The 13,304-nt window shown below is 39.3% G+C and carries 11 protein-coding genes; 9 read left to right on the forward strand and 2 right to left on the reverse strand.

Features of this window, described 5'->3' with window-relative positions; genetic code table 11:
* Positions 1-7 precede the first annotated feature (7 nt).
* The 9 genes from infB to BLR54_RS01735 all read left to right on the forward strand — a co-directional run bounded on the left by infB (position 8) and on the right by BLR54_RS01735 (position 10,773).
* A complete protein-coding gene (gene infB, locus BLR54_RS01695; protein ID WP_090416492.1) occupies positions 8-2,662 on the forward strand; it encodes a translation initiation factor IF-2 in 2,655 nt (884 codons plus the stop codon).
* Positions 2,662-3,033 carry a 30S ribosome-binding factor RbfA gene (gene rbfA / locus BLR54_RS01700; protein ID WP_090416493.1) on the forward strand — a complete coding sequence of 124 codons (372 nt, stop codon included), beginning with the start codon at positions 2,662-2,664 and terminating at the stop codon, positions 3,031-3,033. The genes infB and rbfA overlap by 1 nt, the downstream gene beginning before the upstream one ends.
* 63 nt (positions 3,034-3,096) lie before the next feature.
* Positions 3,097-4,071, forward strand: a complete 975-nt coding sequence (locus BLR54_RS01705) for a DHH family phosphoesterase (RefSeq protein ID WP_090416494.1) — start codon at positions 3,097-3,099, stop codon at positions 4,069-4,071.
* 3 nt (positions 4,072-4,074) lie between these two features.
* Positions 4,075-4,980 carry a tRNA pseudouridine(55) synthase TruB gene (gene truB, locus BLR54_RS01710; protein ID WP_090416495.1) on the forward strand — a complete coding sequence of 302 codons (906 nt, stop codon included), beginning with the start codon at positions 4,075-4,077 and terminating at the stop codon, positions 4,978-4,980.
* 2 nt (positions 4,981-4,982) lie between these two features.
* Positions 4,983-5,900: a bifunctional riboflavin kinase/FAD synthetase gene (locus BLR54_RS01715; protein ID WP_090416496.1), complete on the forward strand. Its 918-nt coding sequence runs from the start codon at positions 4,983-4,985 to the stop codon at positions 5,898-5,900.
* 111 nt (positions 5,901-6,011) lie between these two features.
* Positions 6,012-7,085, forward strand: a complete 1,074-nt coding sequence (locus tag BLR54_RS01720; RefSeq protein ID WP_090416497.1) for a C40 family peptidase — start codon at positions 6,012-6,014, stop codon at positions 7,083-7,085.
* Positions 7,086-7,198: 113 nt separating this feature from the next.
* Entirely contained in the window at positions 7,199-7,708 is a 510-nt protein-coding gene (locus tag BLR54_RS01725; RefSeq protein WP_090416498.1) for an SEC-C metal-binding domain-containing protein, read from the forward strand.
* Positions 7,709-7,970: 262 nt separating this feature from the next.
* Positions 7,971-9,473, forward strand: coding sequence for a glycoside hydrolase family 43 protein (locus BLR54_RS01730; RefSeq protein WP_090416499.1), 1,503 nt, complete (start codon positions 7,971-7,973; stop codon positions 9,471-9,473).
* 13 nt (positions 9,474-9,486) lie between these two features.
* A complete protein-coding gene (locus tag BLR54_RS01735; protein WP_090416500.1) occupies positions 9,487-10,773 on the forward strand; it encodes a hypothetical protein in 1,287 nt (428 codons plus the stop codon).
* Between the two features lie 56 nt (positions 10,774-10,829).
* Here BLR54_RS01735 and aroA read toward each other — a convergent pair whose 3' ends face one another.
* Together aroA and BLR54_RS01745 are read right to left on the reverse strand one after the other, a co-directional pair.
* Entirely contained in the window at positions 10,830-12,110 is a 1,281-nt protein-coding gene (gene aroA, locus BLR54_RS01740) for a 3-phosphoshikimate 1-carboxyvinyltransferase (protein ID WP_090416501.1), read from the reverse strand.
* A gap of 15 nt (positions 12,111-12,125) precedes the next feature.
* Positions 12,126-13,232, reverse strand: a complete 1,107-nt coding sequence (locus BLR54_RS01745) for a prephenate dehydrogenase (protein ID WP_090416502.1) — start codon at positions 13,230-13,232, stop codon at positions 12,126-12,128.
* Positions 13,233-13,304: the final 72 nt, after the last annotated feature.

Here is a 13,304-nt window from a genome sequence, read left to right on the forward strand (position 1 = left end):
ATATTAGATGGCAAAAATTAAAGTACATGAGTTAGCCAAAGAGCTTTCAAAGGAGAGCAAGGACATTATCGCTTTCCTTGAGGCAAGTGGTATAGAGGCAAAACCTCAGAGTGGTGTAGAGGATGATATGGCAGCTAAAATTAGATCAAAGTTTGGCGCTAAATCAGAGGCTAAGGCTGAGGTTAAGGCTGAAAAGAAAGATAAGGAAGGCAATCCTGTTAAGAAGCCACGTCCAGTGGACAAGGATGGCAATCCAATCAAGAAAAAGAAAAACGTTTTCGTTGTAACTAGAGATAGAGACGACAGAAGAAGACGTGGTTCTGATTCTTCAAGAAACGAAAATAGAGACAACAATGGTCAGAAGAAGGCTCAGGCTCCAGCACAGCCAAGAGGCCCAATCAGACCACGTTCTTTTGCAGATGGTGTTCGTCCATCTCAGAGAGCTAGTGCTCAGTCTCAGGATACAGAGTTTGTTTCTAAGAAGCAGGTAAAAGAGGAGGCTCAGGAGCGTCCAGCTAAGAAGCAGGATAGAAACGAGCGTCCAGAGCGTAATAACGATAGAAGAGACAACAGACAGGATAGAAATAACCGTTCTGACAGACCAGCACGTGGTGATAAGCAAGCTGGAAATCGTCCAGAGAGAGGCGACAGACCAAATCGTGGTGAGAGACCTGAAGGCGGTAGAGGTGACGGAAGAAACAATCGTCCTTCACAGGCTGCTTCAGCTCCAGATATGTCTCCATCTTCTAATGCTAAGGGCGGACGTCGTGACGACAAGAAAAAGAAGAATAACGATAGAGATAACAACTTAGGCGGCAAGAAGCAGGAGCGCTTTGTAAACCTTGAAAAGAACGGTGGAAAGAAGAAAAAGAACAACACACCTAAGACTCCAGAGCGTGATATGAACGAAGTTCTTACTATCACAATTCCAGATAGAATCACTATCAAGGATCTTGCTGATAAGATGAAGGTTCAGGCATCAGCAGTTGTTAAGACTCTTTTCATGAAGGGTACAATGGTTACAGTAAACCAGGAAGTTGACTTTGAGAAGGCAGAGGAAATTGCTCTTGAGTTCAACTGTATCTGTGAGGAAGAGGAAAAGGTTGATGTTATCGCAGAGCTTCTTAAGGAAGAGGAAGAGGATACAACAAACTTCCCATCACGCCCACCTGTTGTCTGCGTAATGGGTCACGTTGACCACGGTAAAACATCACTTCTTGATGCAATCCGTGATACAAAGGTTACAGACCGTGAGGCTGGTGGTATTACACAGCACATCGGTGCTTATACAGTTTCAATTAATGGTCAGGACATCACATTCCTTGATACTCCTGGTCATGAGGCCTTCACAGCTATGCGTATGCGTGGTGCCAACTCAACAGATATCGCAATCCTTGTAGTTGCTGCTGATGACGGTGTTATGCCTCAGACAGTTGAAGCTATTAACCATGCAAAGGCTGCAGGTATCGAAATCATTGTTGCAATCAACAAGATTGATAAGCCTAATGCAAATATTGATAGAGTTAAGCAGGAACTTTCTGAGTATCAGCTCATCCCAGAGGATTGGGGCGGAAGCACAGTATTCTGTCCAGTTTCAGCTCACACAAAGGAGGGTATCGACAACCTTCTTGAGATGATTCTTCTTACAGCAGAGGTTCTTGAGCTTAGAGCAAATCCAAACCGTAAGGCTCGTGGTCTTGTTATCGAGGCTCAGCTTGATAAGGGACGTGGTGCTGTTGCTACAGTTCTCGTTCAGAAGGGTACACTTCACGTTGGTGATCCTGTTGCCTGCGGTAGCTGCTACGGTAAGGTTCGTGCTATGCTTGACGACACAGGAGCTCGTGTAAAGAGCGCTGGTCCTTCAGTTCCTGTAGAGATTCTTGGTCTTTCTGAGGTTCCAAATGCAGGTGAGGTTCTTATGTCCTTTGATTCAGAGAAGGAAGCTCATGCATTTGCAGATACCTTTGTTGCAGAGCACAAGAACAAGCTTGTTGAGCAGACTAAGTCTAAGATGTCTCTTGATGCACTCTTTAGTGAGATTGAATCAGGAAACCTTAAGGAACTTGATATCATCGTTAAGGCTGACGTTCAGGGTTCTGTTGAGGCTGTTAAGCAGTCACTTGAAAAGCTTTCAAACGAGGAAGTTGTTGTTAAGACTATCCACGGTGGCGTTGGTACAATCAATGAGTCAGACGTTGTTCTTGCATCAGCTTCAAATGCAATCATCATCGGATTTAACGTACGTATCGATCCACAGGCTAAGGCTACAGCTGATAGAGAAGGCGTAGATCTTCGTCTCTACAAGGTTATTTACGATGCAATCAATGATGTTGAGTCTGCTATGAAGGGTATGCTTGATCCTATCTTCGAAGAGAAGGTTATCGGTCATGCAGAAGTTCGTCAGATTTTCAAGGCTTCTGGAATTGGAAACATCGCTGGTTCTTATGTAACAGATGGTTACTTCCAGAGAGATTGTATGGTACGTGTTACTCGTGAAGGTGAGCTTATCCACGAAGGCAAGCTTGGTTCTCTTAAGAGATTCAAGGATGATGTTAAGGAGGTTAAGTCAAACTTCGAGTGTGGTCTTGTTATTGAAGACTTCAATGATGTTCAGGAGATGGATATCATCGAGGCCTACATTATGGTTGAGGTACCTAGATAATGAGAAAAAATTCAGTTAAAAATACTCGCATCAATGAAGAAGTTATGCGAGAGCTTAGTAATATTATTCGTCTTGAAGTTAAGGATCCACGCATCTCACCAGTCACCTCTGTGGTGTCTGTTGAGGTTGCGCCAGACCTTAAAACTGCAAAGGCTTATATTTCAGTGTTAGGTGATGATGAGGCAGTAGCAAAGACTATCGAAGGTCTTAAGAGCTCTGCCGGCTTCATTCGCCGTGAGCTTGCCCACAGAATCAATCTCAGAAACACACCAGAGATTACCTTCGTAAGTGATCAGTCTATTGCTTACGCTGCAAAGATGAGCAAGTTAATTGATGAGGTGAATGCACCTTTACACGAGAAAGAAGACTAGGCTTCTCCTTGAGGAGAAGCTGTCACCGTAGGTGACTGATGAGGTGTAGATAGGAGAAAAGACATGATTGAAAATTTTGATACATTATTATCTAACTCAAAAACGGTAGCCATTTCTGGTCATATTCGTCCAGATGGTGACTGTGTTGGCTCATGTATGGCTATGTACAATTATGTAGCTACATACTATCCGCAGGTAGAGGTTCATGTCTATCTTGATCCTATTCCAAATATCTTCAAATTCCTCAAGAACACAGATAAAATTGAGGATATTCACACTGTACCTGAAGGCACTGTATTTGATTTATACATTGCCTTGGATTGCAGTGATGGAGGCAGATTGGGAGATGCTTTCAGCTTTTTTGAAGCTGCAAAGCATACCTGTTGCTTCGATCATCACATGACTAATGGTGGCTTCGCAGAGTATTCTTACATAATCCCTGATGATAGCTCTACTTGTGAGCTTGTATATAATCAGTTTGGTAAGGATAAAATTACAAAGGATATTGCAGAGTGCTTATACACTGGAATTATTCATGATACTGGTGTATTTCAGTATTCTTGTACCACAGAAGCTACAATGGATGCTGCAGGCTTTTTAATGAGCCTTGGCATTGATTATCCAAAGATTTGCACAGATACTTACTATGCAAAGACAATGATTCAAAATAGAATGCTTGGAAAGGCACTTTTGAATTGTAAGACCTTTGAAGATGGAAAGATTATTGCTGCTGTTATTACTGCCGAGGATATGGCTGAATACGGTGCATTAAGCAAGCATCTTGAAGGTATTGTTCAGCAGCTTAGAGACACTACAGGTGTTGAGGTTGCTATATTCTTGTATGAGCTTGATGATGGAGACTTTAAGGGTAGCACAAGAGCTACAGGAGATGTTGATCTTACTGTTATTTGCCAGAAGTACAACGGCGGCGGACATAAAAAGGCTGCTGGCTTCTCAGTTAGCACAAAGGATCCATGGTCAATCATTGATGAAATAATAGAGCTAGTAAAGGCTCAATTTGACTCGTTAGGAATCTAGTTAATGAAAAGTGGAATTATTAATGTCTATAAGGAGGCGGGCTTTACATCCTTTGATGTGGTGGCCAAGCTTAGAGGCATTTTAAAGATAAAAAAAATAGGGCACACTGGTACCTTAGACCCTGATGCCACTGGTGTCCTTCCTGTTTGTGTAGGCAAAGCAACCAAGCTTTGCGATATGCTTACAGATAAAGATAAGGTTTACGAATGTGTCATGCTCCTTGGCGTGGAAACTGACACTTACGATATGTCTGGTCGTATATTATCTCGTAATTCTGTAACTTGCACTGAAGCTGAGGTGGAAGAGGCAATTAATTCTTTTGTTGGGGATATTATGCAGGTTCCCCCTATGTATTCAGCATTAAAGGTTAATGGAAAGAAGCTTTATGAACTTGCCAGAGAGGGTAAGGAGGTAGAACGAAAAGCTCGACCAGTTACAATCTTTAGCATTGATATTCTTGATATGTCTCTGCCAGAGGTATCAATTAGAATTCATTGTAGCAAGGGTACATATATCAGATCATTATGTCACGACGTTGGTGAAAAACTTGGTTGTGGCTGCGCCATGAAGTCTTTGGTTAGAACAAGAGTTAGTCAGTTTGACATATCTGATGCCAAGACTTTAGATGAAATTCAAAGAATAGCAAATAATGGCAATATCGATGGCATTATGATTGGTATTGCTGATGTTTTTGAAGGACTGGATACAGTCTTTGTTATTCCTACTGAGGAAGCCATCAAAACAGCGGTGAATGGTGGCAAGATTTCTACAGAGGAAGTTTTTGCTGAGGGGATAAGCAGTTTTGAGGAGGAAAAAAGATATAGAATCTTTCTTCCTGATAATCGCTTCCTTGGTATATACACTTTCAAGGATTCGAAATTTGTTTTGGAGAAAATGTTTTTGGAATAATTATGGAGTATTTACATTCTTTATTTGATACTAAAATTTCAGAGCCTACAGCTGTGACTGTAGGCAAATTTGATGGTATTCACAGAGGTCATACACTTCTTACAACTGATATCATTTCTAAGAAAAGTCAAGGCTTAAAGTCTTGTCTTATTACCTTTACTAATTCACCTAGAATTGCCCTTGAACTTGATAAAACACCTTCTCTTATTACCAACAAAGAGAGAATGTATATGTTGGATAATGGTGGATTAGATTATCTTATCGAATGTCCTTTTGATGAGCGTCTTATGCAGACAGATGCAAAAAGCTTTATTCAATTTTTGGTTGATAATCTTAATATGAAATATATGATTTCAGGTTCTGATTTTACCTTTGGATATAAAGGTGCAGGTAATGTTCAGCTGCTGGCAGATTTATCCTCTGAGCTAGGGTTTGAATATAAGGTAATTGAAAAGATAAAGCTTAATGATAGAGATATTAGTAGTACATATATCCGTGAGGAGCTTAAAAACGGTCATATACATGACGTAAACAATATGTTAGGCTATGACTACTTTGTATGGGGAGAGGTTGTTCATGGGGCTCATTTAGGCCATACAATCGGTATTCCTACTATAAACATTATGCCAGAGAAGATGAAGCTGGTTCCAAAGTTTGGTGTTTATGTTACCACAATAGATTTTGACGGTCGTATTTACCATGGTGTTACAAACGTTGGGACGAAGCCGTCGGTTACAGATCAAAATATAGTTGGAATTGAGACGCATATTCTTGATTACAATGGAGATCTTTACGGTAGATATGTAAAGGTCACCTTCAAAAACTTCCTTAGACCTGAGATGAAGTTCAATTCCATTGAGGAGCTTACAGCCCAGATGAATAAGGATAAGGTGTTGGCTAAAGAGTACTTTAATAACTAGGATTCTTTGTAAATATTACAAAAATGTTACATCGAAATTGACATTAGAGTAATTTCTTGCTATAATCATCAAAGTTTCGGTTTATTTTGGCTATTTGTTATTGGAGGAATTATGAATAAACGTGTTGTTTCAGCCTTTTCAGTAGCTTGTGCAACATTATTGCTACTTGATTATTGTGCTGATAATAGATACACAAAAGTTGATACTTCTGTAAAGACAGAATCAGCTTCAGCTACCGCGGGAGCAGTATCAGTAGCCGCTGTTGATTTATCGTCACTTGAAGAACCTTCAGTTACCGACTCAAACGCTATTGCAACAGCAAAGTCTCTTGGAGATATTTATGGCTACAAGAACCTTGGTATTTGTAATGTTGATTCAGGTAATCTTAACATTCGTGAAGAAGCATCTAAGGATTCAAAGCTTGTAGGTAAGCTTCCTGCAAATGCTGGTTGCGAAATCATAGAAACTGAAGGCGAGTGGAGCAAGATTAAGTCCGGCGAAGTAGAAGGATACGTTCTTTCAGAATATCTTTTTACTGGCACTGAGGCTTGGGATAAAGCAGTAGAGCTTGCTGAGTTTGTTGCTACAGCAAAGACTGGTGGGCTTCGTGTTCGCGGTGAAGGAAATACAGACAGTGAAATTATCTATCAGCTTGCAGAAGGCGAAGAAATCGCTATCCTTGATAACACTCAGGATGAAGAGTGGATTAAGGTTGACGTTGATGGAGACGAGGGATATGTTTGCGCTGAATATGTTGATGTAGACCTTTCACTTAAGACTGCTATGACACTTACAGAGGCCAGATATGGTGCTGGTGTTTCTGATGTGCGTATGGCTGTTTGTGAAAACGCTCTTCAGTATGTTGGTAACCGTTATGTTTGGGGTGGAACAAGCCTTACAAACGGTGTTGACTGCTCAGGTTTCACAATGCAGATTATGAGACAGTACGGTGTTTACCTCAGCCATTCTTCAAAGGCACAGGCAAATGAGGGTACAACAATCTCTACATCAGAGCTTAAGCCTGGTGATTTGATATTCTACGGACGTGGAAAGAGTATCAATCACGTTGCCATCTACATTGGTGGTGGACAGATTTGTCATGCATCAAACAAACGTGATGGTATCAAGATTTCAAACTATATGTACCGTACACCTATTAAGTGTGTAAGAGTATTATATGATTAGCAAACGGGTATATTGTAGGCTACCTTTTGGGTAGCCTTTTATTTTGCAATATGATATAATTTTCTTCGTGGTTAGCCACATATTTTGATTATAATTGGAGAGGATTTTTTAAAATGAGTTTATTAGAACAGTGGCAAAAGATTGCCTACAATCAGAATCAGTCTCAGGCAGATTTACAGAGATTCTGGCAGAATTATTTCCTTTTAGAGAAAGGCATTTACGAGCAGTTACTTGACGACCCTGACACAGAGGTTAAGGGCACAGTTAAGGAGCTTGCTGAGAAATATAAAATCGAAGTTATGCCAATGGTTGGTTTCCTTGATGGAATCAACGATTCACTTGTTGAGGCAAACCCAATCGATACAATGGAAGAGGACACTGTTGTTTCTCTTAAGTTCGATAAGGAAAAGCTTTTCAAGAACATGATTGATGCAAAGGCTGATTGGCTCTATGGTCTTCCACAGTGGGAGAAGATTTTCGATGCTGACAAGCTCAAGGCTCTTACAAAGGAAGCTAAGAATATGCACACAATCGTTAGAGCTGAAAAGAAGGTTGGACGTAACGATCCATGTCCTTGTGGTTCTGGCAAGAAGTATAAGCACTGCTGCATGAACAAGAAGTAAAATCATTTATTTTGAAATGATTTTATGTGCTATTAAGAAATAATTTATATCAAATACGTCAAAAAACACACCTTATTGTGGGTGTGTTTTTTTTATACTATGATAGGCGGATTATAAAGTCTTCCTCTTTTTAAGGGGAAGGTGCCCCCGAAGGGGAGGTTTAATGTAAGCAAAGCTTACTAGGTCACAAAAGTTGATTACTAAAGTAATCATCCTTTTGGACCAGATGATGAGGTTAGTAATAAATTAGGAGAAGTATGCTATGAAAGTTTTAAACCCATTACTGAATCTAGACATGCCAGACATGGATGTTATCAAGGTCGGTGACATTTACTATATGGTAAGCACCACTATGTTTTTCACTCCAGGTGCTCCAATCCTTCGTTCTAAGGATTTAAAGAATTGGGAAATTGTATCTTATATTTTTGACAAGATTGCAGATAATGATATCTACGAATTGAGAAATGATAAGAATGCTTATGGAGCTTGTCAGTGGGCGACATCCTTAGTAGAAAGAAACGGACATTTCTATGCTTGTTTTGTTTGCAATGATTTAAAGAAAACTTTTATTTTTGACACTGATGATATTGAAAAATCTTTTTGGAATCGTCATGTTTTAGACGGAATATATCATGATATGAGCTTCTTATTCCTTGAAGGTCGATCTTATCTTGTATATGGAAATGGTGATATTTATATTACTGAGCTAGAGGATGATTTATCTGGAATAAAGGAAGACGGCTTACACAGGCTATTATTTTCTACACCAAGGAAGGATGAAGGCATCATGCTTCGCTGCGAGGGGTGTAGAGCCTACGTAAGAAACGGTTATATTTATCTATCCTTTATTGAGTGGCCTGCAGTGGGAGTGGATAATTTCCGCCGTCGCCAGGTTTGTTATCGTTCACGCTCACTTAATAAGCCTTTTGAAAGAAAAATCATTTTTGATGATGATATGGGCTATAAGAACCGTGGTATTGCTCAAGGCGTGTTTGTTGAAGGTCCAGATGGAAATTGGTACAGTATGTTGTTCCAGGATCATGGAGCGGTAGGTCGTATTCCTTACTTGCTTCCAATGAAGTGGGAAAATGATTGGCCGGTTGTTGGTGTTGATGGAATGACTCCTTCTGAATTGAATCTCGATATAAAAGAGGTTAAGACTTCGCCTTTGGTGGTTAGTGATAGCTTCAATCATGGTGAAAATGAGCTACCACTTCAATTCCAATGGAACCATAATCCTATAAAGGAGGGTTGGTCTTTTACAGCCAGACCTGGATACTTACGACTTAAGAATTATCAGCTTGCCACATCTATTATGGATGCTAGAAACACTCTTACTGAAAGAACAGTAACTCCAAAATCTGTATTTACCATTGAGGGAGATTTCTCGGGAATGAAGGGTGGAGACTATGCTGGTCTTGCAGCTTTTATGGGTAAATATGGCACTATTGGTTTGTGCAAATGTAATGGTGAGTTTTACATATCTCAGCAGCGCAGGGATAAAAAAACAATTAGAGAAAATGTAAGCTCAATAAAAGGCTTTAATTGTAATCATTTTTGGCTTAGAATAGTGTTTGATTTCGAAAATGATGATAAGGCTTATTTCTATTATTCTGTAGATGGAAAAGATTTTGTAGCCTTTGGTGAGCCTCTTGCTATGGAGTTTACCCTTGATGTTTTTGTAGGATATCGTATAGGCGTATTTTCTTATGGTACAAAGAATCTTGGAGGTGTTGTAGATTTTCGAAATCTAGTCTTTGAATAATGGAGCATAGATTATGAATATTTACGATAGGAATTCCTTTGATATAGACTCGATTGACCAGAATAGCAAAGGCCTACAGCTGGCAAAAATGCTTCCTCTATCACGTATAATCATTGGATTGTATGGCCTGGCTTTTGATTTCTTAGTGATATACTGCATCTACTATAAAAATCCAGATTGGTTTAGAAGTACTTTTCCAGTGCTGTTTACGCTTGCCACCATATTACTTTGTATGTGCTTGATTTTTACTTGCAACATAGTAGTAGGCACAAAAGCTAAATCTCTATCCTTACAGGAAAAGCACGATTATAATTTGTATCTTTATTACAAGATGTACAATCGTAGAAAAGGCTACAGAAATTTTGCCCTTTTATCCCTGGCTAGAATTGATTCCATGACAGGAGATAGAGAGCAGTGTGCTAACGCTGTAAGCTTGATTTCTCCGGATTTTAAAAATGATGATTTAACTGTTATTAAAGAATGGTTAGAGACTGAAGATGCGCCTCTTGAGCGAGAGAATTTTAAGGAACAAAAACAGCCTAAAAAATCTGTTTTATTAATAGGCTCACTAATTGTATTTTATGGTCTGGCTTATGCTGGATTAGATGTGGACATGTTCTACTTCAGTAATATTCCAGGATATTTTGCATTATTATCTGGAGCAATTTCAGCCTTTGCTTTTGCTTATATTTATACACTTGCCATTAGTGTTATTTTAACTCGTATTACTCGCAAGAAAATAGCAAAACCTATTATTGTGGTAATACTAGCTGTATTAACAATTGTTATGTACTTATTAATTGGTACGGAATCATATAATTATTGCCGTTATCGTCACACAGGGAATTATTATGGGGATAAATCTTATGATGCTGAAGATGACATGTATGATGATTTTGCCTATACCCAAACAGAGGATTATGAAGGTGAACATAATATAGATATGTCATCAGAACCTTTAAATGACCTTGATATTATGAACATGATGATTGTTCTTGGAGGTTATCTGAAGGATCAGGGCATCATCGAAGATTACTATACTAGTATTGCCATAAGTTTTTCTGCAAAGGGAAATGTGAGGGGAACGGTTTATAAAGATGATGAGTATGAGTACAATCTTTATGACAACGGAACCAAACAGGATGAGAATGGTAATGAATGCCTAGAGCTTGTTCTTGAAGCTGAGCCTTTGGATGAAGAGGGAAATTCTCTAGGACAGGCTGAAGCTATCCTTAAGGGCTTTTATCTCGTAAATATAGAAACAAATGAAATTATTGATGAGCACAAGACTCACTGGTAAATGTTGATTTGAATAATTAAAGGATTCTAGATTTTTGATTTCTAGAATCCTTTGTTTTATTTATTGATTATTTGATTTAGTGTCTCAAAGAAGGTTGGATATGAGATGCTACAACATTCTTCGTTGTCAAAGGTTGTTTCGCCCTCAGCAATAAGTGCTGCGATTGCAAAGGACATGGCGATACGGTGATCTAAATGTGTATTTACGGTGGTGCCGTGAAGTGGCTTACCACCGTTTATAATCATGCCATCCTCAGTAGGTGTGATATCACAGCCCATTGCTTTAAGGTTTTCAGTTACGGTGGCGATACGGTCACTTTCCTTTACTTTAAGCTCTGCGGCATCTTTAATGACAGTGGTACCAGATGCACAGGCTGCCATAACAGCTATAACAGGAATTTCATCAATAAGAGCTGGAATTATCTCACCTGATACTTCACAACCATGTAAATCGCTGGTGGTTACATGAATATCGGCAACCGGCTCTCCACTAACAATTCGTTCGTTTAGTAGTTCAATATTACCGCCCATATCCTGAGCTATTTTGATAATGCCTGCTCTGGTTGGATTCGTATTTACGTTTTTTATGAGTAAGTCTGAGTTTGGACAAATAAGTCCTGCAACAATAAAGTAGGCAGCAGAAGAAATATCTCCAGGTACAGCAATCTTTTGACCAACAAGCTTTGGACCACCGACGATAGAAGCAGTGAGTCCTTCTGACTTAATATCTGCACCAAAGCCAGAAAGCATAAGCTCAGTGTGATTTCTTGAAACAACCGGCTCAGTAACAGAAGTGACTCCATCTGCGTATAATCCAGCCAGAAGTACACATGATTTTACCTGAGCTGAAGCAACAGGAGAGTCATAGTGAATAGCTTTTAAAGGTGCGCCTCCAATTTCAAGGGGAGCACAGCCATTATCCTTTATAGAACGGATATGTGCGCCCATTTGAGTAAGAGGGGTGATGATTCTGCCCATCGGTCTTTTTTGAATGGATGCGTCTCCATTTAAAGAACTAATAAAAGACTGTCCTGCAAGGATTCCAGAAATAAGTCGAGTAGTGGTGCCGCTATTTCCCACATCAAGCATTTCCTTTGGAGCACTCAAGCCATGAAGGCCCTTTCCATGAATAATTACATGGTCTGCCTCTTGGCTGATATCGATTCCCATGGCCTTGAAGCAGTCTATAGTAGAACGACAATCAGCTCCATCTAAAAAGCCTGTTAGTTCAGTAGTGCCTTCTGAAATAGCTCCAAACATTACCCCGCGGTGGCTTATTGATTTATCTCCAGGGACTGTAATTTCCCCTTTTAAACTTTTAACTTTTGTAATTGCCATTAAATAATCCTCTAACTAGTTTGTTCTTTGTCTTACGTAGTAGTTGTTGTGAGTGAGCACGGTTTGTGCTTTCTTCATAGCGTCATCAGTGTAAAATTCGATTCTAAGAACACCTGGTTCGAATTCTCTGTTATGAATAATATCTATATTTTTTACACTTATATCTGCATTTGCAAGAAGCTGTAAAACTCCAACCAAGGTTCCAGGTTTATCATCTATATCGCAGTATAATTCGTAAAAACGAAGTAGAGCATTGTCTGGAATTGTGATTGAGTCTCTGTAATCCTTTGCCTTAGTCCAAAGACGAAGAAGCTCATCTCCATCTGACTTTAGAATTGCTTTTCTAAAGCTTTCCAGCTCATCCTTATAAATATCTAGTAATTTTATTAAAGCATCTCTGTTGCTTAAGAATATGTGTTGCCACATGGTTGGAGAACCGGATGCGATTCTTGTAATATCCTTAAAACCACCTGCTGCAATTGTTTTACAAATTGAACGCTCATCGTCTGTATCCTGAACAAGATTAACAAGGGATGCGGCGATTACATGTGGTAAATGAGATACTGCTGCAGTGGCATCATCATGTTCCTCAGGTGTAAGTTTAATAGGAATTGCTCCTAAGCTTTGAATGTATGCAGCAAATTCATCATAAGTGGATGGGTTCATATCAGAATCGGCAGTAAGAATATAGTATGCGTTTTCAAGTAGGAGTGCATCGGAATGTTCAAGTCCTGTAAGTTCTGAACCTGTCATTGGATGTCCACCGATAAATTGATTTGTCATACCAAGCTCTCTGGCAACAGCAGTGATATCGCCTTTTACAGAACCTACATCTGTGATGATACAATCTGGTTTTACAACCTCTTTAAGCTGTCTGAGATAATCGCAATTGATTTTTACAGGGCTGCAAAGGAAGATAATGTCACACTGACCAAACTGGTGAATTTTAAGTAATCCATTATTGTCTATGAGTCTTTCCTCAAAGGCAGCCTCGATAGTAGATTCTCTGGATGCTGTAGCAAGAATTCTTGTGTTTGGATATATTTTTAAGATGGCTTTTGCAATACTTCCCCCAATTAATCCAAGTCCAACAAAACCGATAGTTTTAGTCTTTAACGCCATAGTAAAACAGTCCTTTCACTTTAATACTTTAAAGTATAAATATATTTATATAATATCACATTTATCCGTTGT

Source organism: Pseudobutyrivibrio sp. YE44, from assembly GCF_900104335.1.
Taxonomy (GTDB): domain Bacteria; phylum Bacillota; class Clostridia; order Lachnospirales; family Lachnospiraceae; genus Pseudobutyrivibrio.

Coding starts and splice junctions, on each gene's coding strand:
- BLR54_RS01705 (WP_090416494.1), top strand. CDS start 3,097: ATGATTGAAAATTTTGATACATTATTATCTAACTCAAAAACGGTAGCC.
- BLR54_RS01735 (WP_090416500.1), top strand. CDS start 9,487: ATGAATATTTACGATAGGAATTCCTTTGATATAGACTCGATTGACCAG.
- BLR54_RS01730 (WP_090416499.1), top strand. CDS start 7,971: ATGAAAGTTTTAAACCCATTACTGAATCTAGACATGCCAGACATGGAT.
- truB (WP_090416495.1), top strand. CDS start 4,075: ATGAAAAGTGGAATTATTAATGTCTATAAGGAGGCGGGCTTTACATCC.
- BLR54_RS01720 (WP_090416497.1), top strand. CDS start 6,012: ATGAATAAACGTGTTGTTTCAGCCTTTTCAGTAGCTTGTGCAACATTA.
- BLR54_RS01725 (WP_090416498.1), top strand. CDS start 7,199: ATGAGTTTATTAGAACAGTGGCAAAAGATTGCCTACAATCAGAATCAG.
- rbfA (WP_090416493.1), top strand. CDS start 2,662: ATGAGAAAAAATTCAGTTAAAAATACTCGCATCAATGAAGAAGTTATG.
- BLR54_RS01745 (WP_090416502.1), bottom strand. CDS start 13,232: ATGGCGTTAAAGACTAAAACTATCGGTTTTGTTGGACTTGGATTAATT.
- aroA (WP_090416501.1), bottom strand. CDS start 12,110: ATGGCAATTACAAAAGTTAAAAGTTTAAAAGGGGAAATTACAGTCCCT.
- infB (WP_090416492.1), top strand. CDS start 8: ATGGCAAAAATTAAAGTACATGAGTTAGCCAAAGAGCTTTCAAAGGAG.
- BLR54_RS01715 (WP_090416496.1), top strand. CDS start 4,983: ATGGAGTATTTACATTCTTTATTTGATACTAAAATTTCAGAGCCTACA.